The 19854-nt window shown below is 57.8% G+C and carries 18 protein-coding genes; 13 read left to right on the top strand and 5 right to left on the bottom strand.

Features of this window, described 5'->3' with window-relative positions; all coding sequences use genetic code 11:
- The first annotated feature begins 41 nt into the window (after positions 1 to 41).
- The 9 genes from N902_RS0109290 to lysA all read left to right on the top strand — a co-directional run bounded on the left by N902_RS0109290 (position 42) and on the right by lysA (position 9688).
- Positions 42 to 710 carry a hypothetical protein gene (locus N902_RS0109290; RefSeq protein WP_027370719.1) on the top strand — a complete coding sequence of 223 codons (669 nt, stop codon included), beginning with the start codon at positions 42 to 44 and terminating at the stop codon, positions 708 to 710.
- Complete coding sequence (locus N902_RS0109285) at positions 710 to 1264, top strand: DUF2764 family protein (RefSeq protein WP_027370718.1); 555 nt, start codon at positions 710 to 712, stop codon at positions 1262 to 1264. The genes N902_RS0109290 and N902_RS0109285 overlap by 1 nt, the downstream gene beginning before the upstream one ends.
- A complete protein-coding gene (locus N902_RS0109280) occupies positions 1261 to 2994 on the top strand; it encodes a V-type ATP synthase subunit A (RefSeq protein ID WP_027370717.1) in 1734 nt (577 codons plus the stop codon). Before N902_RS0109285 ends, N902_RS0109280 begins: the two co-directional genes overlap by 4 nt.
- The gene (locus N902_RS0109275) at positions 2987 to 4321 is read left to right on the top strand and encodes a V-type ATP synthase subunit B (protein WP_027370716.1); all 1335 of its coding nucleotides are present in this window, start codon (positions 2987 to 2989) and stop codon (positions 4319 to 4321) included. Before N902_RS0109280 ends, N902_RS0109275 begins: the two co-directional genes overlap by 8 nt.
- Positions 4287 to 4892, top strand: a complete 606-nt coding sequence (locus N902_RS0109270) for a V-type ATP synthase subunit D (protein WP_027370715.1) — start codon at positions 4287 to 4289, stop codon at positions 4890 to 4892. Before N902_RS0109275 ends, N902_RS0109270 begins: the two co-directional genes overlap by 35 nt.
- Positions 4889 to 6670 carry a V-type ATP synthase subunit I gene (locus tag N902_RS0109265; RefSeq protein ID WP_027370714.1) on the top strand — a complete coding sequence of 594 codons (1782 nt, stop codon included), beginning with the start codon at positions 4889 to 4891 and terminating at the stop codon, positions 6668 to 6670. Before N902_RS0109270 ends, N902_RS0109265 begins: the two co-directional genes overlap by 4 nt.
- On the top strand, positions 6661 to 7134 hold the full coding sequence (locus N902_RS0109260; RefSeq protein ID WP_051564474.1) for an ATP synthase subunit K: 474 nt from the start codon (positions 6661 to 6663) through the stop codon (positions 7132 to 7134). The genes N902_RS0109265 and N902_RS0109260 overlap by 10 nt, the downstream gene beginning before the upstream one ends.
- Before the next feature lie 187 nt (positions 7135 to 7321).
- The gene (locus N902_RS0109255) at positions 7322 to 8335 is read left to right on the top strand and encodes a biotin--[acetyl-CoA-carboxylase] ligase (protein ID WP_051564473.1); all 1014 of its coding nucleotides are present in this window, start codon (positions 7322 to 7324) and stop codon (positions 8333 to 8335) included.
- 108 nt (positions 8336 to 8443) lie between these two features.
- Positions 8444 to 9688, top strand: coding sequence for a diaminopimelate decarboxylase (lysA, locus tag N902_RS0109250; protein ID WP_027370711.1), 1245 nt, complete (start codon positions 8444 to 8446; stop codon positions 9686 to 9688).
- 451 nt (positions 9689 to 10139) lie between these two features.
- On the opposite strand, the gene N902_RS19225 is transcribed toward lysA, so the two are convergent.
- Together N902_RS19225 and N902_RS0109240 are read right to left on the bottom strand one after the other, a co-directional pair.
- A complete protein-coding gene (locus N902_RS19225) occupies positions 10140 to 10859 on the bottom strand; it encodes a DUF2231 domain-containing protein (RefSeq protein ID WP_208596296.1) in 720 nt (239 codons plus the stop codon).
- 2 nt (positions 10860 to 10861) lie between these two features.
- The gene (locus N902_RS0109240; protein WP_279614656.1) at positions 10862 to 11092 is read right to left on the bottom strand and encodes a 2-hydroxymuconate tautomerase; all 231 of its coding nucleotides are present in this window, start codon (positions 11090 to 11092) and stop codon (positions 10862 to 10864) included.
- Positions 11093 to 11139: 47 nt separating this feature from the next.
- On the opposite strand from N902_RS0109240, the gene N902_RS0109235 reads away from it, so the two are divergent.
- The 3 genes from N902_RS0109235 to pruA all read left to right on the top strand — a co-directional run bounded on the left by N902_RS0109235 (position 11140) and on the right by pruA (position 15120).
- Positions 11140 to 12246: a DegT/DnrJ/EryC1/StrS family aminotransferase gene (locus N902_RS0109235; RefSeq protein ID WP_279614655.1), complete on the top strand. Its 1107-nt coding sequence runs from the start codon at positions 11140 to 11142 to the stop codon at positions 12244 to 12246.
- Between the two features lie 130 nt (positions 12247 to 12376).
- A complete protein-coding gene (locus N902_RS0109230; protein ID WP_027370708.1) occupies positions 12377 to 12574 on the top strand; it encodes a rubredoxin in 198 nt (65 codons plus the stop codon).
- A gap of 914 nt (positions 12575 to 13488) precedes the next feature.
- Positions 13489 to 15120 (top strand): L-glutamate gamma-semialdehyde dehydrogenase, encoded by a 1632-nt coding sequence (pruA, locus tag N902_RS0109225; RefSeq protein ID WP_027370707.1) that lies wholly within the window; start codon positions 13489 to 13491, stop codon positions 15118 to 15120.
- Positions 15121 to 15483: 363 nt separating this feature from the next.
- Here the strand turns inward: pruA and N902_RS0109220 are convergent, their stop codons facing one another.
- The 3 genes from N902_RS0109220 to aroL form a co-directional block, all read right to left on the bottom strand.
- Positions 15484 to 16809, bottom strand: coding sequence for a citrate synthase (locus tag N902_RS0109220; protein WP_084288116.1), 1326 nt, complete (start codon positions 16807 to 16809; stop codon positions 15484 to 15486).
- 207 nt (positions 16810 to 17016) lie between these two features.
- Positions 17017 to 17862 (bottom strand): HD domain-containing protein, encoded by an 846-nt coding sequence (locus N902_RS0109215; protein ID WP_051564472.1) that lies wholly within the window; start codon positions 17860 to 17862, stop codon positions 17017 to 17019.
- A gap of 3 nt (positions 17863 to 17865) precedes the next feature.
- Positions 17866 to 18543, bottom strand: a complete 678-nt coding sequence (aroL, locus tag N902_RS0109210; RefSeq protein WP_051564471.1) for a shikimate kinase AroL — start codon at positions 18541 to 18543, stop codon at positions 17866 to 17868.
- 189 nt (positions 18544 to 18732) lie between these two features.
- On the opposite strand from aroL, the gene N902_RS20525 reads away from it, so the two are divergent.
- The gene (locus N902_RS20525; RefSeq protein ID WP_051564470.1) at positions 18733 to 19533 is read left to right on the top strand and encodes a sigma-54-dependent transcriptional regulator; all 801 of its coding nucleotides are present in this window, start codon (positions 18733 to 18735) and stop codon (positions 19531 to 19533) included.
- The last annotated feature ends 321 nt before the right edge of the window (positions 19534 to 19854 follow it).

Below are 19854 nucleotides of genomic sequence, written 5' to 3'. Positions count from 1 at the left end.
GCTATCTTGCAACATACATCATATGCATGAGAGGAGTGGTTATGAGCACAGAGCTTCAGCCCCTTATCGATCGCATCTACAATGAAGCGGTCCAGCGCGGGCAGCAGGAGGCGGATGAAATTGTCTCCAAGGCCAAGGACAAAGCGGCTTCCATTGTCCAGAACGCTGAACAGCGCAAGCAGCAAATTCTGGACCAGGCCAAACAGGAAGCTGAAATGTATACCGAGCGCAGCCAGGCCACTCTGGAACAGGCTGCCCGGGATGTGCTCATCCTGGTCAGCCAAGGCATAGAAAACATCCTTTCCGAGCTGGTGGCTGAATCTGTTCAGCAATCAATGGACGTGACCACCATCCAGAACATGCTGGTCAGCATTGCCCAAGTATGTGCCGCCCAATCCGGAGAAACCCGCCTGGAATACCTGATCAGCCCGGAGGATCATCAAGCCCTGATAGAATACTTTGCTTCCATGTACCGGCAAAAAATGATCAAAGGCGAGCAGCTCAAAGTGGATGAGGACATTCAAAAGGGATTTAAGGTATCCTTTCAGGAGGATCATGTCTATCTGGACTTTACGGCCGAAGCAGTGGCTGAGGCCTTAAATGAACTTCTGCGGCCCCATCTGGGAGAAATCGTCAAACGAGTGGCCAGTGAAGACCCCAGTTTAGAAGCCTATTGCTCCACCCTTTTATCCAGACGGAAGCAGAAGTGATGCATGTCTATCTGGCCGCAACTTTACCTGTTTGCACTTTGGGAGATACTCCGCCACTGTCCCTGAACGGATTTTATGTTCAGTGCTCCGGCATCTTAAACAGGGAGGAGCTCCAAGAACTTGATCGCCTTTTGCACAACCGTCTCTCCGAAAGCCATACGTATTTTGGCCGGGCCTGGACAGCACTCAACATCCAGATGGAGAACGAGATGGCTGCCCAGAGAGCACAAAAATGGCAAGTCCACCCCCCTCTGCCCCGCCTGCATTCCGGCTTCAGCCTGGAGGCCAGCCGCCTGGTGCATGAAGCCTTCAACCGGGACACTCCGCTGCAGATGGAATGGACGCTGGACCAGGGCCGGTGGAAGCTGGCCCAAGGCTTGATTCCTGCGGATCGGCCCCTGGGCCTGGAGCGGATCCTGGCGTTCGGGATCCAGCTCCAGCTCATGCATCGCTGGGCCGGAATGGATGTGGATTCGGGGCGTAAGCGCCTAAATGACTTGATCGAAACCATAGTCAGTGAAAATCTGTTTCAGGGGAGTGTTCCTCAACAATGAACCAAAAAACCGGACGCATAGTAGGGGTCAAGGGCAATCTGCTCACTGTGGAGTTCGATCAGGCCGTATTCCAGAACGAGATGGCCTATGCCCGGCTGGGGGAAGATCACCTCAAGGCGGAAGTGGTACGGGTGCGGGGCAGCTACGCCGAGTTACAGGTCTTTGAGGACACCAGTGGTCTAAAGATTAACGATCAGGTCATTTTCAGCAATCAGCTCCTGTCCGTAGAGCTCGGGCCCGGCCTCTTGGGCCAGGTCTTTGATGGGCTGCAGACCCCCCTGTATGATCTGGCTCAGGTGTACGGCGTCTTTCTGCAGCGGGGAGCCTATCTGCCGGCCTTGAACCGGGAGACAACATGGTCCTTCACCCCTGCGGCCGACCCCGGCCACATCCTGCGTCCCGGCGACTTCCTGGGCCGGGTAGCCGAAGGTCCGTTTGCACATCAGATCATGGTCCCCTTGAGCTGGACCGGCCGCTATACCTTGAGCTCAGTTGTCCCGGCTGGTGACTACAGCATCGAACACCCTGTGGCCGTGCTGACCGATCGGCAGAACACAGAACATGAGGTGCACATGCTCCAGGAGTGGCCCGTGAAAGTCCCCATCCAGAACTATGCGGAACGCCTGCGGCCACAGGAGCCGCTGACCACCAGGATCCGCAGCATTGATACCATGTTTCCGGTCGCCAAGGGCGGAACATACTGCATACCCGGTCCATTCGGCGCGGGCAAGACCATCATTCAGCAACTGACCAGCCGATATGCTGATGTGGACGTCGTGATTATCGCCGCCTGCGGGGAACGGGCCGGGGAGGTGGTGGAAACCCTGCGTGAATTTCCGCAGATGACAGACCCCAAAACCGGGCGCAGCCTCATGGAACGAACCATCATTGTCTGCAACACCAGCTCCATGCCCGTTGCCTCCAGAGAGGCCTCGATATACACCGCCGTGACCCTGGCCGAATACTACCGGCAGATGGGCTTGGACTGTCTGCTCCTGGCCGACTCCACCTCCAGATGGGCCCAGGCCCTGCGGGAAATCTCCGGACGGCTGGAAGAAATCCCGGGAGAAGAAGCCTTTCCCGCGTACCTGGAATCGGTCATCGCCGCATTCTACGAACGGGCCGGAATTGTCCGGCTGCACAATGGCTCTCATGGATCAGTGACCATCGGGGGAACAGTCAGTCCAGCCGGGGGCAACTTTGAAGAGCCGGTCACCCAGAGCACCCTCAAGGTGGTCGGAGCCTTTCACGGCCTGTCCAGACAGCGTTCCGACGCCCGCCGCTATCCGGCCATCGATCCTCTGGAAAGCTGGAGTCAATATCCCAGTCTGGCCGACAGGGAGGATGTGGACCTGGCCGCCTCCTTTTTACGCCAGAGCCATGAGATAGCTCAGATGATGAAAGTCGTGGGAGAGGAAGGAACCTCCCTGCAGGATTTTGTCATTTTTCTCAAAGGTGAATATCTGGATGCCGTCTTTTTACAGCAGGATGCATTCCATCCTGTGGATGGAGCCACCGGGGCCGAGCGTCAGAAAGACACATTTGCCCAGATCTGCTCTATTTTAAACACTGAACTGGCTTTTGAAAGTAAGGATCAGGCCAGAAGTTTTTTCCAGACCCTGACCCAAACCACCCTGGATTGGAATCGGACTCCGGAAGAAAGCGAAGAGTTTGAGAATCTGCGGGAAAAAATCAATAGTCACCTGGCAGAGCAGGCTCAGTATGCGTAAGATCTATGAACATATCGATCAAATCGCTGGCAATGTCATTGTCCTGCAGGCCGCAGGGGTGGCTTTTGGCGAACTGGCCCAGGTCACCTCCACCCGGGGCACCTCTTTGGGGCAGGTCATCCGCCTGGAAGGCGGGCGGATATTTGTTCAGGTCTTTGCCGGCAGTCGTGGTGTGGCCACCGACGCCAAAGTCCGATTTCTGGGACGTCCCATGCAGACGACCTATTCCGAGTTTCTGATGGGCCGCCTATTCACCGGAAGCGGCCGGCCCAGAGACAAGGGACCGGAACTCAAGGAAGGCCTGATACCCATCAGCGGTCCGCCGGTCAATCCTGTCAACAGGGTCATCCCCAGTCGCATGATCCGCACCGGCATTCCCATGATCGATGTATTCAACACCCTGGTTGAATCGCAAAAGATCCCCATATTCTCCTCTCCCGGAGAACCGGCCAATCCCCTGCTGGCCCGCATCGCCCTGCAGTCTGAAGTGGACATCATCATCCTGGGCGGGATGGGGCTCAAGCACGACGACTATCTGTATTTCCGGAACCGCCTGGAAGAGGCCGGGGCCATGTCCAGATCCATTTTTTATGTGCACACAGCAGCTGATCCCACAGTAGAGTGCCTGTTGGTCCCGGACCTCTGCCTGGCAGTGGCCGAGCGTTTCGCCCTGGACAATAAGCGGGTCCTGGTATTGCTTACAGACATGGCCAATTTTGCCGATTCCTTAAAAGAGATCTCCATCACCATGGAACAGATCCCCTCCAATCGGGGATACCCCGGTGATCTGTACAGCCAGCTGGCCGCCCGCTATGAAAAGGCCGTGGACTTTGAGCAGGCCGGGTCCATCACTGTCCTCTCGGTAACCAGCATGCCCGGCGACGATGTGACCCACCCCATCCCGGACAATACAGGATACATCACTGAAGGACAGCTGTATCTGAAGAACGGGCATATTGAGCCCTTCGGGTCCTTGTCCCGGCTCAAGCAGCAGGTCAACGATCAGACCCGCAAGGACCACCGGACGATCATGACCACCATGATCCAGCTCTATGCCCAGGCCCGGGAAACCGAGGAAAAGCAGGCCATGGGCTTTGCCCTCAGCGATTGGGATCAACGCCTTCTGGACTACGCCCAGAAGTTCGAACACCGGATGATGGACCTGAAGGTGAACATTGCCCTGGAGCAGGCCCTGGATCTGGGCTGGTCCATCCTTGCCTCCTGCTTCGCCCCTCAGGAAACAGGCATCCCTTCGGACCTGGTTACCGAGTTCTGGCCGAAGGAGACGGACAATGGCCAAGATCAAGCTGACCAAGGCCGAGCTTAAGGCCCAGCGCGAGGCCCTGCATCGCTATCAGCGCTTCCTGCCCACCCTGCAGCTGAAAAAAGAGCAGCTCCAGGGTGAGCTGCGCCGGGTGAGCGCCGAGCTGGCCGAGGTGCGCCAGGAGCTGGACCGAATCCGGTCCGACCTCTCGGAGTGGATATCCCTGTTTTCAGAAGACCCCGGCCTGTCCGAGCTGATCCATATTCAGACGGTGCAGGTCCGGACGGCCAATATTGCCGGGGTGACAGTGCGCCACCTGGATGATGTGCAGTTTGCTGCCCGCGTCCCGGACCTCAAAGCGACCCCTCCCTGGGTGGACCCCGGGCTGGACCGGATCAAGAAGCTCATCCGCCTTCGGATCCGGGAGGAGCTTACTGCTGAAAAATACACTGTCCTCAGTCGCGAGCTGCGCACGGCCACCCAGAGGGTGAACTTGTTCGAAAAAGTCAAGATCCCGGACTGCCGGGAAAACATCCGCATCATCCGCATCGCACTGGGCGAAGAGCAGACCGCGGCTATCGCCAGGGCCAAGCTGGCCAAGTCCAAGATCCAGGAATGGAGTACCGGCGCATGATCGTACCCATGAAAAAAATCACTCTTCTCTGTGAGGCGGATCGCACAGACCAGGCCCTGCACGTTCTGCAGCAGGCGGGGCTCGCCCATCTGTCCATCACGGAAAACCCGGCTGATGCGGACCTGGAGGAGGCCAAGGAGACGGTACAACGCCTGGAGCACATGCTCAGGGCCTTGGACTCTCAGGACGCTCCCGGGACATCATCCGGAGATCTGCCCCCTGAACAGGCCGCAGCCCGGATATGGAACGCACTGCAGCGACAGCACAAGATCAGGGATGAGATCCAGGAGCTGGAGCAGAAGATACAGCGCATCCAGCCCTTTGGAGACTTCGACCCCAGCAGCATCCGCGAGCTGGGCAAAAACGGCGTGCACATCGTCTTGTGCTCTGTCCCTGTCAACCAGGAGGTCGAGCTTGCGGCCCAAACAGTGAGAGTCGAGCTTGGCGCGGACCGCAGCGACCGCTATCTGGCCCTGTTCAGTCTGGAGAAGATCAGTCCTCCCGGACACGAGCTGCCCCTGCCGGATCAGGGGCTGACTGAGCTGAACCGGAGACTGGCCGAGCTCAAAGAGGAAAAGGCATCCCTCACAGAGGATATCGCCTCCCTGTCCGCCTACCGCCCGCACATCCATGACCTCCTGGTCCAGGCCCGGGACAGGAGAGAATTCGCCCGGGTCAAAGCCGGCCTGCAGACCTGGGGCCCGGTGGCTGCTGTTCAGGGCTTTGTTCCGGAACACAGACTCCAAACCGCAGCCGACCTGGCCCGGAACCACGGCTGGGGGCTCAAGGCGGTCGATCCTTCCCCTGAGGACGATCCGCCGACATTGATTCAAACCCCGGCCTGGGCTCGTCCCATTCAGGCCGTCTTCAGGCTGATCAATATCGTTCCTGGATACAGGGAGGCCGATATCAGCGCTCCGTTCCTCCTTTTCTTGAGCCTGTTTTTCGCCATGATCATCGGCGACGCCGGATACGGGATCCTGTTTCTGATCCTGACCTTTTTGGGTCGCGGTTTCCTGCACCGGCTTCAGGCCGAGCTGGTTCCCTTTCTGTTCATCATGAGCCTAGCCACTGTCATCTGGGGCCTTATAACCGGAAATGTACTGGGGATGTCCCCAGACACACCGGTGTTTGCCTCCTTCCAGATCCACTGGCTTGCCGGTCCTGGGGCCGAAGACCGGCTTATGCTCCTCTGCTTTCTGCTCGGCGCTGTGCACTTGAGCCTGGCCCATGTCTGGCAGATACTCCTCCGCTGGCCCAGTTTGCAGATAGTGGCCCAGATAGGCTGGCTGATGCTGACCTGGGTCATGTTCTTTGCCGCCCGGAGCCTGGTATTGATGCACGATTTCCCCCCATGGACCCTGGGGTTGCTCGGCTCGGGCCTGCTCCTGGTTGTCGCCTTTATGCTCCCTGTGCGCACCGCCTTCCAGCAATGGACGGAATACATCCGCCTTCCCCTGGACATCATCAGTCAGTTCGTGGATCTGGTTTCCTATATCCGGCTTTTTGCCGTGGGCACGGCAACCTTTGCCGTGGCCCAGGCCTTTAATCAGATGGCCGCTGATCTGGGCTTCAACAGCCTGGTCAGCACCCTGGGGGCGGCGGCGATCCTGTTTCTGGGGCACAGCATGAACATCGCCTTGGCCGCCATGGGCGTCCTGGTCCACGGCGTTCGGCTGAACACTCTGGAGTTCGCCACTCATGCCGGTATAACCTGGTCCGGGACCAGGTTCCAGCCTTTTGCCGCACACAAAACCAAGGAGCAGACATGGACCTAGAACTCATGGCCGCCCTGGGCAAGGCCGGTGCTGCCGCAGCCCTGGGCCTGGCTGCAACCGGGTCGGCCCTGGGGACCGGAAGTGCCGGACTGGCCGCTATCGGGGCCTGGAAAAAGGCCTATGCCCAGAACAAGAGCGCTCCCTTCATCCTGATCACTTTTATCGGCGCTCCCTTGTCCCAGACCATCTACGGCATGATCCTGATGAATCTCATGATCGGCGTCTGCGATCAAGCCGTCCAGGCCGGGGCTTCGTTCATAAACTGGCCGGCCATGCTGGCTGCGGGCATATTCGGAGGCTTAGCCATGGGCGCCTCATCCTGGTTCCAGGGCAAGGCGGGAGCCGCAGCATCCGATGCCCTGGGGGAAACCGGACAAGGCTTCGGCAACTACTTGATGACTATTGGGATTGTGGAAACCGTGGCCCTCTTCATCCTGGTATTTATCCAGGCCGCGTTCACCTGACTCGCCCCAAGAGACAGGAAAAGCGCGTGCTTTGCCTTTGACCCTGGTCTGTGCTACCCAGCCCAACCAGGTCCGCCAGGCTGGACAACAGTGGCCATGCCGCCCCCCAGCCCCGGACTTGCCTGAAGCTGGATGAGGGCTCCTGGAGCCACGAAAATACAGGCTCTTCGACCCAGAAAGAGGAACAATGCCTACCGTCACCCCCAAAACAGCCGGTCCTGACATGAGTTCACCCAAGACTCAGATCCTGGCCGCGTTGAGGCGGGCCTCCTGGATCTCCGGGCAGGCTCTGGCCGATGCAGCGGGAATTTCCAGGGCAGCGATCTGGAAGCACATTCACGCTCTGCGCCGGGAAGGATACACCATCCAGGCCTCCTCCGGCCGCGGGTATCGGCTGGAACACGCACCCGACCATTTGAGCCCCGAAGGAGTCCACGCCGGCCTGCAGACCGAGCTTTTGGGCCGCAACCTTATCTGCCGCCGGTCCATCGACTCCACTCAGAATCTGGCCAAAAGCCTCGGCCGCCAGGGTGCTCCCGAGGGTACTGCGGTCCTGGCTGAAAACCAAACCCAGGGCCGGGGGCGTCGGGGTCGATCCTGGGCCTCTATCCCCCATGGAGTGGCCGTATCCCTCATCCTGCGTCCCAAGACAAGCCCGGACAAGGCCCCCCACTTTCCTCTCCTGGCCGGAACGGCCCTGGCCCGGGCCGTCTCCCGAGTCTGCGGCATCTGGCCTGGATTGAAATGGCCCAATGACCTGCTCATCTCTGGACGGAAGGTGATCGGCATCCTGGCCGAACTGGAAGCGGAAATGGATCGGATCAGCGCCATCTACCTGGGGATCGGCTTGAATATAAACGCCGAAGCAGAGGACATCCCCCCGGATCTGGCCTCAGTGGCCACGTCCCTGCGCATTCAGGCCGGCCGAAAGATCGACCGGCTCGATCTGGTCCGGGCCCTGCTGGAAGAGCTGGAGGCCGCCTATTATGCCTACCGCTTACAAGGATTTGGGCCCATCCGGGAGGCCTGGAAAGAGCATAACATAACCCTGGGCCGTCAGGTGCGCATTTCCTCCGGCCGGGAAATCATCACCGGAACGGCCGTGGACATAAATGAAGACGGGGCCCTGCGCGTGCGGACCGAAGAGCAGGAACTCGTGACCGTCAGCGCCGGGGACGTGCAGCTGTGCCCGGCAGTCTGACCCTAAACCTGAGGGGAGCTGTCTTGCCGCTGCCCAGATGATAGTATACTGTGCGCCTGGTCAATATGCGAGGTCATGTGCATTGAAAATCCAAAGGAACGTCACTATATGCATCATTTTCAAGAACGAAACGGAGAGTTGTGGGCCGAAGAGGTCCGCGTGGCTGACCTGGCTCGGGAATACGGGACCCCGCTCTATGTTTACTCCACCGCTACCCTGACCAGGCATTTCCAGGCCTTTGATTCCGCTTTTTCCCAGCTTCCCCATCTGACCTGTTTTTCGCTGAAATCAAACTCCAATCTGCATGTCCTCAAGCTGCTCAAGGAGCTGGGGGCCGGAGCGGACATCGTTTCCGGCGGCGAGCTGCACCGGGCCTTGATGGCCGGGATGGACCCCAAACAGATCGTTTTTTCCGGAGTGGGCAAACAGGAGTTCGAGATGCAGGCGGCTCTGGCCGCGGACATCCTGATGTTCAACGTTGAGTCGGCCCAGGAGTTGGAGACCTTGAGCCGGCTGGCCGGAGAAATGAACACCACGGCCCGAATCAGCCTGCGGATCAATCCTGATGTCGATCCCAAGACTCATCCCTATATCTCCACAGGCCTGAAGAAGAACAAGTTCGGGATCCAAATGAGCCATGCCCTTGAGCTCTACGCCCGGGCTAGGGATCTGCCCGGTATTGAACCGGTGGGCATCGACTGCCATATCGGGTCCCAGCTGACCCAGGTCTCCCCCTTTCTCGACGCCCTGGACCGGCTTATGGCCCTGCGCAGCCAGCTGGTGGACATGGGCCTGAACATCAAATACCTGGATATCGGGGGCGGGCTGGGCATTACCTACGGCGAAGAAGAGCCGCCGCATCCCAGCGAGCTCGGCCAGGCCCTGAGCCACGCCCTGCAAAACGAAGACCTGACCCTGATCCTGGAGCCCGGGCGGGTGATTGCCGGAAATGCCGGGATCCTGGTCAGCCGGGTCTTGGCTTGCAAGTCCACGGACGACAAAAACTTCGCGGTGGTGGATGCAGCTATGAACGACCTCCTCCGGCCCTCCCTGTACAGTGCCTATCACCGGATTGCCGAGGTCCGGGCCAACCGCCGCCCGGAACAAACCGTGGATGTCGTCGGCCCGATCTGCGAGACAGGAGACTTTCTGGCCAAAGACCGGATCCTGCCCGGCCTGCAGGCCGATGATCTGATAGCTGTTTTTTCCGCCGGGGCCTACGGCTTCACCATGTCCTCTCAGTACAACTCCCGTCCAAGAGCGGCTGAGGTTCTGGTGGACAAGGACCGGGCCCGGCTGATCCGGCACCGGGAGACCTTTGCCGACCTGCTCCGGCTGGAAGAGAACGTATAAACACAAAGGGCAGCCACGCCTCAGCGCGTGACTGCCCTTTGTTCGGATTCATGCCCGTTTTCCTTTGCACCGGCAGATTACTAATGGGAGCGAAATGTTCTTTACATTGCGCTCCCATTAGTGGTCCCGCCTATGGCGGGTTTCGCGCGAAGCTGAGTGCAGCGTGCAAAAAGTAAACAACTTTTCGCCCTCATTTATATGAAAAACTGTTATGAGTTATTGGTTAATAGTTATCAGGATCCGATTGGGTAACCACTCCTAGTCGGTATCGCTATCGGTATCGGTATCGAAATCGTTTGTATGCTTCGTTAGCGCAAGCGTGCCTGCGCCTTGGCAGGCATGTGGGTTTGTAAGACAGGGGCATTCCCTTGCCCATTGCATGATCCGTCACTCATTCTTGTATTTGTTCAGGGGGCCTTCCCTTGAACTTTGGCAAGGAAGTAACCGCTTGCTATTTTTTGATTGTGGGGAAAACAATCTGGCCTCCAAGATACCCGAGCCCCATGACCAGCAGGGCAAGCACGAATACGAGGAAGCTGTAGATCCAGCCGAAGAAGGCGAATCCCGTCAGTCCGGTAGCCCGCAAAAGGATGGCCACGAACCCGGCGGCCAAGAGGGTGATGCCAAGTCTGATCTTCCACTGAATCACAGAGGTCTTGTGCATTCGATAGTTGACCCACAGGGTAAAAAAGCCGGTCCCCACCGTTCCTATGGCTGACAACACCCCCATGACCAGCATAACCAGGGCAAAGACCTCAAAGTTCAGGCTGGGATCCGGCCCCTGGAAGCTGTGGATCACCAGGAACAGGAGGGCTGCGATCAGATAGGCCGTGGGGAAATGGACGCTGACCGGATGCGGATGCCTGCGCAGGCTGGGAAAAAATCGGAACAGGGTGGTGAGCAGGCCGGGCAGTTCAGGCCCCCCCTGGCCGGACTTGAGCACCCCAACCTCTGTGACGGAGTCCCGGGAAAAGACCTCTGCAGAATGCGGGGCGGCATTGAGCTGCTCGGTCAGATCCTGGCCGGCGGCATGCAGACGCATATGGGTCCCGTTTTTCCACAGAGAGCTTTGGGACACCTCATAGACCGTATTCTCATACACCACATAAGCCGGCCTGCCTTCCCGGCCGTCGCCTTGGGCCACGTGGTCAAGGGTAAATTCCTGTTGCATCATCACTCCTTTTGGTCAATAGCCAGATCCCCTGCACGGGCCAGGTGTTCCTTCTTAACTTCCCGGATAATGATGGTCACTGCCTGCTTGGGGCAGTCCAGATTTGTGGATATGGCCTCGGTCACGTCCCGGGCCATATTCCTTTTTTGTTCCACACTCCTGCCTTCCAATATCTCCACTTGTACAATCGGCATTTGCGTCTCCTTGGGAAAAAGGGTATAAAGTAACTTTATTTATCTCAGCTTGTCCAGGGTGTCAAGAAAAGCGGACCAAACAGAGAATGGATACAATGCGAATCGACTTTGCCAACCTCCAGTACCAGTACCGGTTGTACAAGAAGGAAATTGATGCGGCTGTTCAGTCGGTCTTGGACTCCTCCACCTATATCATGGGTCCGCATATCGAGCAGCTGGAGCAGGAACTGGCCGCGTTTACCGGTGCTTCCCACTGCATTGCCTGCTCCAGCGGTACCGACGCCTTACAGCTCTCCCTCATGGCCCTGGGCATCGGTCCCGGAGACCAGGTGATCACCACTCCGTTCACCTTCATCGCCACCGCAGAAATGATCGCCCACCTCAAGGCCCGGCCTGTCTTCGTGGATATTGACCCCGAGACCTACAATATCGACGCCCGAAAGATCGAACAGGCCATAACCGGGAAGACAAAAGCCATCCTCCCGGTCAGCCTCTACGGCCAGCCCGCGGACATGGAGGAGATCAATCGCCTGGCCAAACAGCACGGGCTGCCGGTGATCGAGGATGCGGCCCAGAGCTTCGGGGCCGAATACAAATCCGAAAAAAGCTGCAATCTGTCCACCCTGGGATGCACCAGTTTTTTCCCCGCCAAACCATTGGGGTGCTATGGAGATGGAGGTGCGGTCTTTACCAGCAGCCTCTCCCTGGCAGACACTATCCGCAGCTTGCGGGTCCATGGACAGAGCAGGCACTATGAGCACCAGCACATCGGCCTGGGGGCCCGAATGGACACCCTTCAGGCCGCCGTCCTCTTGGCCAAGCTCCCCCACTACGCCCGGGAGATTGTTCAGCGCCAGGAGGTTGCCCGCACCTACACCCGTCTTTTGGCGGATGCCCTCCCGACCCCCCTGGTCAGGGCAGACCGGACCTCGGTCTGGGCCCAGTACTCCATTCAGGTCCCAGGCCGGGAGCAGGTCCGGGAGCATCTGTCCCAGGCCGGCATCCCCACTGCGGTCCACTACCCCAAGCCCGTTCATCTGCAGGAGTGTTTTGCCTATCTTGGGTACGGGCCAGGAGATTTTCCTGTTGCTGAAGAGGTGAGCACCAGGATCATGAGCCTGCCGATGAACCCGTTTCTACCTGCCGAAGACCTGGAGTATGTCTGCACCAGATTGCTGGAGGCGACGGAATAGGCTGCACGCCGTCTTGACTTCTCCGTGCACAAGCAATAGCTTATACTCTCCAGCATATGTCTGCTCAGGACGAAGCTTCGCTTGCCCTGACAAAAAATGCAAACCGGAACAACAACCCCAAGGAGCTGGTATGGCCAATCCGGAAGACATGTACAGGTGTCAGACCGTAAACTGCGGATACATGTATGATCCCGACCGGGGAGACCGCAAAGGGAAGATCCCCAAGGGGACCAAGTTCCAGGACTTGCCGGATACCTGGCGGTGCCCTGTATGCGGAGCGACGACAAAAATGTTTGAATGCATGGCTCCTGATGCAGACAAAAAATAAGGCTCCTTGCCAGACTCAAATTCCATTCCGTGCCTGGCCGCACAGCAGGACCCTGCTCTAAAAGCCGCCGCCCGGTTCCCCTCGGGCGGCAGGCTCTTCGACACAGAAAGTGGAATTGCCTCCATAAGAGTTTGCCGTCTCTTCTGTGTGCCGTGAGCGGCAGGCCCGCACATTTTCTTGGTCCCGCCAAAAGGGGGAAACCAGGCACTCACATGCATGATATGCTCAGTCCATCTGAAAGCAATGTCCAGCATGTGAGTGCCTGGAGGGGGCAGGGATCCCCCTTTGGCGGGGCTTAGAAAATACCGGGCCGAGAGTGGGCACACTGAAGAGATGGCAAACTCCAACAATCTACAGGCTACGTCGAAGAACCCGGGCGACATTTCCTTTTCAAAATCCGCAGTCAGCATCCCCAAGTGATTGACAAACCTCTGTGATGTTCAGTAGTCTAATAGTCTATTTGAATGGTCTAACCATTAAAATCAGGCTCTTGGTCACAGGGAGTGGAATTTAATAACGCTACAGCGAAAGACAGGACCAGCATGCCGTTACCGTCATTGCCCTGCCCGGCAGGGGATATTCGGGGATATGCTTTGAGGCTCTTCGACACAGAAAGTGGAATTGCCTCCATAAGAGTTTGCCGTCTCTTCTGTGTGCCGTGAGCGGCAGGCCCGCACATTTTCTTGGTCCCGCCAAAAGGGGGAAACCCGGCACTCACGCTTTATCAAACAGAAAGTAGTGAATTGCTTGTGTGTAGCCGGGAGGGGGCAGGGATCCCCCTTTGGCGGGGCTTAGAAAATACCGGGCCGAAAGTGGGCACACAGAAGAGATGGCAAACTCCAAAAATCCACAGGCTACGTCGAAGAACCTGCTTTGAAATGTCGTCCAAACCGCATGTATCCAGGAGGGATCGTATGAACTGGCGAGCAGCAGTGCCCACGGCAGTCAACGAGCCGGTGCATCAATACGCGCCGGGGACGGAAGAAAAGGCCCGCCTCAAGGCCAAGCTCAAGGAACTCAGCAGTCAGGAGCTGGAGATCCCGGTCATTATCGGGGGCAAGGAGATCTACACCGGCCAGACGGCCAAATCGGTCATGCCCCACAACCACAGTCATGTCCTGGCCACCTACCACATGGCTGGGGAAAACGAGATCCGGTCCGCCATCGATGCGGCCATGGAGGCCAGGAAGGAATGGTCCCGCACCCCCTGGGAGACCCGGGTCGCGGTGATGAAGAAGGCCGCCTACCTGATCAGCACCCGCTACCGGGAACGAATGAATGCAGCGGCCATGCTGGGCATCGGGAAGAACTGCTACCAGGCCGAGATCGAAGCAGTCTGTGAGCTGTGCGACTTTTTAAACTTCAATTCCCAGTTCCTGTATCAGCTCTACGCCGAGCAGCCCCCATACTCCCCGTATGGAACCTGGAACTGCCTGGAACACCGCCCCCTGGAGGGTTTCGTCTTCGCAGCAACCCCCTTCAACTTTGTGGCCATTGCCGGCAATCTGCCCACATCTCCGGCCCTGATGGGCAATGTGGTCCTGTGGAAGCCGGCCTCGTCCGCAGTATACCCGGCTTACCATCTGATGCAGATCCTGCAGGAAGCCGGTTTGCCGGACGGGGTGATCAACTTCATCCCGGGCAAGGGTTCCGTGGTCGGCCCCAAGGTCATGGCCGACCCCAACCTGGCCGGAGTGCATTTCACCGGCTCCACCCCTGCATTCCAGGATATGTGGCGGACCATCGGGACCAACATCCAGAACTACCGGTCCTATCCCCGCATCGTCGGCGAAACCGGGGGCAAGGACTTCATCGTCCTTCATGAGTCCGCGGACGTGGATGCCGCGGTGGCCGCGACCGTGCGCGGGGCCTTTGAGTACCAGGGCCAAAAGTGCTCGGCAGCCTCCCGGGCATACATCCCCAAGAGCCTGTACCAGGAGTTCAAGGACAAGCTGATCGCCGAGGTCAAGAACATCAAGATGGGCGACGTCCAGGATTTCACCAACTTTGTGAACGCGGTGATCGACAAGGCTGCTTTTGACAAGATCAAGGGCTACCTGGACTATGCCAAGGAGTCCTCTCAGGCCACGATCCTGGTCGGCGGAGAAGCGGACGACTCTGTGGGATACTTCATCCAGCCCACGGTTATCGAAACCGAGGACCCGCGGTTTAAGACCATGGAGGAAGAGATCTTCGGACCTGTGGTCACCCTGTATGCCTATGAGGACGGAACCTACGAGCAGGCCCTGCATCTGTGCGATGAGACCAGTCCCTACGCCCTGACCGGGGCCGTCTTCGCCAGGGACCGGAAGGCCATTGCCCAGGCCTCGGACATCCTCTCCCAGGCCGCGGGGAACTTCTACATCAACGACAAACCCACCGGCTCCATTGTCGGGCAGCAGCCCTTCGGAGGGTCCCGGGCCTCGGGGACCAACGACAAGGCCGGCTCGATCTTCAACCTCATGCGCTGGGTCTCCCAGCGGGCGATCAAGGAAAACTTCGATCCCCCGAAAGACTACAGGTATCCCTTCATGGGCGAAGAATAAATCACCACGCCGCCACACCCGCGGCTACACACTGAAGAAAAAAAGAAAAAGGGCTCTTCGACACAGAAAGTGGAATTGCATGCATAAGAGTTTGCCCTCTCTTCTGTGTGCCTTGGGCGGCAGGCCCGCACATTTTCTTGGTCCCGCCAAAAGGGGGAAACCAGGCACTCACATGCATGATATGCTCAGTCCATCTGAAAGCAATGTCCAGCATGTGAGTGCCTGGAGGGGGCAGGGATCCCCCTTTGGCGGGACTTAGAAAATATCGGGCCGGAAGTGGGCACACAGAAGAGACGGCAAACTCAAAAAATCCACAGACTACGTCGAAGAACAATAAAAGGGGGCTTCACGCCCCCTTTTTTTCTATTCCCGCTCGTCAATGGGAATATACTCCTGCCTGGTCTGGCCCACGTAGATCTGTCTGGGCCTGTTCAGCTTCCAGTTGGGATCGCTAATGCTCTCCAGCCATTGAGCGATCCATCCGGGCAGCCGCCCGATGGCGAACATCACCGTGAACATGTTCTTGGGAATCCCTATGGCCCGAAGCACGATGCCGGAATAGAAGTCCACATTCGGGTAGAGATGCCGTTCCCGGAAGTAGTCGTCTTCCAGGGCCGCCCGCTCCACATGCTGGGCTATATCCAGCAGGGGATCGGTAATGTTTAAGGCTGAGAGCAGGCGGTGACAGACCTTCTGCATGATTGTCGCCCTGGGGTCCAGGGTCTTGTACACCCGGTGCCCGAACCCCATAAGCCGAAAAGGATCGTTTTTGTCCTTGGCCCGCTGGATGAAGTGCTTGTATCCCTGGCCGCTCTGGCGTATCTCCTCCAGCATTTCCACCACCGCTTGGTTTGCACCTCCGTGCAACGGTCCCCACAAGGCGGCAATCCCCGATGATATGGCAGAATAGAGATTGACCCGGGCACTGCCCACCAAGCGTACCGAGGAGGTGGAGCAGTTTTGCTCGTGGTCTGCGTGCAGGATCCAGAACACCCGCACGGCGTTCACTATTTCCGGATCGATCCTGTACGGCTTGACCGGAGAATCGAACATCATGTTCAAAAAATTAGCGCAATAGGCCAAATCCGGACGGGGGTAGACCACCGTATGCCCCCTGGAGATCTTATAGGACATGGCGGCCATGGTCCGGATCTTGGACAGCAGCCTGGTCACGGTCATCTGGACCTCTTCGCTGCTGTCGTTGAGCTCCGGATAAAAGCTACGCATGGCGTTGACCATGGCCGAGAGAATGCCCATGGGATGGGAACCACGGGGAAAGTTCTGATAAAAGACCTTCATGTCCTCATGGACCAGGGAATGGTCGTTGAGCATGACCGAAAACCGGGTCAGTTCCTTCCTGGTGGGCAAGCGTCCGTATATGAGCAGGAAGGCTGTCTCCTTGAACGTGGCCTGCTCCGCCAGGTCCTCAACAGGAATGCCCCGGTAGCGCAAGACGCCTTCTTCCCCGTTCATGTAGGTGATGGCGCTCATGCAGCTCCCGGTGTTGCCATACCCCGGATCCATGGTGATCAGCCCGGTCCGTTCCCGCAGACGGGAAATATCGATGGCCCTTTCTCCTTCTGTCCCCACCAGGATGGGCAGTTCATAGGTCTGCCCCCTGTACTTCAGGGTGACTGTCTCCGAATCCCGACTCGCTTCCTGGGGCACAATCACTGCATTTTCAATCATAGCCTCACCTGTGTCTTGCTCTCACGCCGTTTATGGCCGCAACTTCGTCCAAAGACATACCTTTTCGCCCCTTCAACCTTGCCTGGGCAAATGTGACGTCTGCCCTGTATGCTCTATGCCCCGCGCATTCTCCTGGTCCAGGCCCCAGCTTCTCATCCACCCAAATGATAGATCCTTCCCGGTTTTTGGTCAACACAGGGCTTTAGCTCACCGCTCCAGGGCCGCGCGCACCAGCTTTGTGAGCTCTCTGATTTCTCCGGTCCGGGGCAGAGAATCCAGCAGGCGTTCCAGATGCCCTTCCCGCCTCACCATGTACCGGGATGCTGAAAAATTAAGACCAAAGGCCCAGCTGCAGATCAGGATCTTGAAGTCGTTGACCCAGACCATGTCCTGGTATCTGACCAGACCCTCATGAATTGCCTGAGTCATGATCGTGGGGGAATAGCACTGGGGATCATCGGCCAGCCCCAGGGTCAGCACCGCATCATCCCCCGCCTGATCCAAAAGATGACCGGAAATGACCCGGACGATATCCACCTTGTCCCCGTCCCGGACCAGCATGAGCACCTTGTGCAAGGCATCCGGCAGGCCCGCAGGCAATGCAGCCCGGTTGTGCAAAAATACGCATTGCAGAACGATCCGGGCCTCATTCAGGCTCAGCCCGCTCAGGAGCCCGGACTCCCGCAGAGTTCGAAACCCCAGGAGTCCGTGATCTACCGATTGACTGTCTTTGAATGTCCGGTACCGCTTGTACTGCGGGAACCGGCCCAGATCATGGTACAGGGCGCCTATCTCGGCCAAAGCGCGGACCTGGGCGTCGTCAACTTCTTCATTTGCGATTTGGCGCACAGCCTCCCAAACCCGCAGGGAGTGCTCCAGCTTGAGGTCGATATGGCTTTGATGCTCTGTCTCATCCTCAGTATAGTGAGCCACAAACTTTCCCAGCCTGTCCGCGGCCTGCACCGGTTTGAGCCAACTGTCATTGGACGCCATCTTGACCTCGGCTGTTGCGGGCAAAGCCCCATGTACGCATTCCACCCCTCCATGCCGCATGCCCTATGCCCTCTCCTGCACATGCCCCAGCCGTTCCAGAACATCCTGAACCAGCTCCTGGACAGGTCTGTCCGCAGGCAGCAGATAATGCAGGGTCTGAAAATACAGGGGCTCCCGCTGGGCAAGGATCTTCCCGGCCTCTTGATCCGCATCCAGATCAGACAAAGGCGGCCGCCAGGATGCGTCCTTCTGGGCCTCTAGCCGCTGGCGCAGGATCCCTGCATCAGCCAGGAGGTAGAAAACATGTCCATGCGAACGCAGCAGCTGCCTATTCTCCTCTCTTAGCACGACTCCCCCTCCGGTGCCCACGGACTGGCCCGTCCCCTGGCAAACCCGGAGCAGGGCTTCATGTTCCATTTCCCGGAACGCCTCCCAGCCCTGATCCTCAACAATCCGGGCGATGCTCTGTCCCTGCATGTCCTGAATCAGATCATCGGTATCCACAATCATCATGCCGGCATGCTCAGCCACGGCCCGGGCCAGGGTCGACTTGCCGCACCCCCGGGGACCAATGAAAAAGATATTTGTGGACTGCAGGTCCACCGGCGCCCTGCGGCCAGCCTGGCCATGTCTATGCCGGGCTGTGAGCTCAGGGTCCTGGACGTGAAATTTGCGCTGAATAAATCTGCTCACTGTGGCCTCCGGGTCGATATTTTGTCCGCAATGTTCATTGTATGTCACCTCTTCTGCACACAGGTGATATTTTCTGCACACTCCATGCCCTTAGCCCCCTGCCCTGAAGCTCAACGAACGGACCAAAGTTTGCATAAGGAGAACATATCTCTTCCATGCCCGGGACACTGAGGCATTTTGCAAGCATCCTCCACAGATGCGACGACATCCCTCACAGACAAGGGGAGCACAAAATATATGTCCAATGAACCGCTCACAATTCTTTGGGTCGATTCGCTATCCGAGCAGACCCGGAATCTGTCCTCGGTTATAGAAACCGAGATCCGGGCCGGGGTCATCCTGGAAGGCGACCCGGGCCACGCACTTGAGACGGTGGAAAAGCAGGAAGTAGATCTCTGCCTGGTCAATCTGCGCTATGTCCAGAGTACCGTGCCGGATTTCATCCCCAAGCTCAAGGACATGGACCCGACTGTGGTCATTGTGGTGGCCGTCACCCCTGATCAGCGCCGGGAGCTGACCCAGGCCTTGAGCGCCGGAGCCCATTTTCAGCTGTTTCTGCCCTATGAGCAGGCAGAGCTGCTTTTGATCATCACTCGGGGCCTGAAGCACCGGGAGCTTCTTCAGCAGGCCTCGCGCACCCGCCCCTCCCTGCGCCAGAGCGACGGATTCCATGGGATCATCGGGGTCTCAACCAGCATGCGGCGCCTGTTTGATCTCATTGAACGCGTTGCTGCCCACGATCAGGGAACAGTGCTCATTCAGGGCGAAAGCGGGACGGGGAAGGAGCTGGTGGCCAGGGCCATCCATGAGTTGAGTCCGCGAGCCGGGCAACGCTTTGTGGCCATCAACTGCGCGGCCATACCGGATGATCTTCTGGAAAGTGAGCTCTTTGGCTATGAAAAAGGGGCATTCACCGGGGCGGATCAGGCCAAAAAAGGCCGTATCGCCCTGGCCAACCACGGAACGGTTTTCCTGGATGAGATCGCGGACATGAAGCTCTCTCTGCAGAGCAAGATCTTAACCCATCTTTACGCTTAACTTCGCAAAATTAGCTTAAAATTTGCCTGGATTAACTTGCCAAAAATCCGTAACCACCTGAAAATACGTAGTTACTTTAGTTATACGGTCTTTTGTAGTGACTACGAATGCAAAACTGCTTATTGACAGAATGGCCAGCCATGATAAACTCCTTGCATGTTCATCAGGGAAACAAAAAGAAAGTACAAGAATTCTAATAAGTTATATTATACACATAAGTTAGTTGAGTCAATTCGTACTCCGGATGGCCCCAGGCAAAGAGTTGTGCTTAATCTGGGCACCTTGGAGCTTTCGAAAGATAAATGGACTGAGCTGGCTCAA

It is taken from the genome of Desulfovermiculus halophilus DSM 18834 (assembly GCF_000620765.1).
Taxonomy (GTDB): domain Bacteria; phylum Desulfobacterota; class Desulfovibrionia; order Desulfovibrionales; family Desulfothermaceae; genus Desulfovermiculus; species Desulfovermiculus halophilus.
This window is presented reverse-complemented; position numbering and strand designations above follow the sequence as displayed.

Coding starts and splice junctions, on each gene's coding strand:
- N902_RS0109290 (WP_027370719.1), top strand. CDS start 42: ATGAGCACAGAGCTTCAGCCCCTTATCGATCGCATCTACAATGAAGCG.
- N902_RS0109285 (WP_027370718.1), top strand. CDS start 710: ATGCATGTCTATCTGGCCGCAACTTTACCTGTTTGCACTTTGGGAGAT.
- N902_RS0109280 (WP_027370717.1), top strand. CDS start 1,261: ATGAACCAAAAAACCGGACGCATAGTAGGGGTCAAGGGCAATCTGCTC.
- N902_RS0109275 (WP_027370716.1), top strand. CDS start 2,987: ATGCGTAAGATCTATGAACATATCGATCAAATCGCTGGCAATGTCATT.
- N902_RS0109270 (WP_027370715.1), top strand. CDS start 4,287: ATGGCCAAGATCAAGCTGACCAAGGCCGAGCTTAAGGCCCAGCGCGAG.
- N902_RS0109265 (WP_027370714.1), top strand. CDS start 4,889: ATGATCGTACCCATGAAAAAAATCACTCTTCTCTGTGAGGCGGATCGC.
- N902_RS0109260 (WP_051564474.1), top strand. CDS start 6,661: ATGGACCTAGAACTCATGGCCGCCCTGGGCAAGGCCGGTGCTGCCGCA.
- N902_RS0109255 (WP_051564473.1), top strand. CDS start 7,322: ATGCCTACCGTCACCCCCAAAACAGCCGGTCCTGACATGAGTTCACCC.
- lysA (WP_027370711.1), top strand. CDS start 8,444: ATGCATCATTTTCAAGAACGAAACGGAGAGTTGTGGGCCGAAGAGGTC.
- N902_RS19225 (WP_208596296.1), bottom strand. CDS start 10,859: ATGCAACAGGAATTTACCCTTGACCACGTGGCCCAAGGCGACGGCCGG.
- N902_RS0109235 (WP_279614655.1), top strand. CDS start 11,140: ATGGATACAATGCGAATCGACTTTGCCAACCTCCAGTACCAGTACCGG.
- N902_RS0109230 (WP_027370708.1), top strand. CDS start 12,377: ATGGCCAATCCGGAAGACATGTACAGGTGTCAGACCGTAAACTGCGGA.
- pruA (WP_027370707.1), top strand. CDS start 13,489: ATGAACTGGCGAGCAGCAGTGCCCACGGCAGTCAACGAGCCGGTGCAT.
- N902_RS0109220 (WP_084288116.1), bottom strand. CDS start 16,809: ATGATTGAAAATGCAGTGATTGTGCCCCAGGAAGCGAGTCGGGATTCG.
- N902_RS0109215 (WP_051564472.1), bottom strand. CDS start 17,862: ATGCGGCATGGAGGGGTGGAATGCGTACATGGGGCTTTGCCCGCAACA.
- N902_RS20525 (WP_051564470.1), top strand. CDS start 18,733: ATGTCCAATGAACCGCTCACAATTCTTTGGGTCGATTCGCTATCCGAG.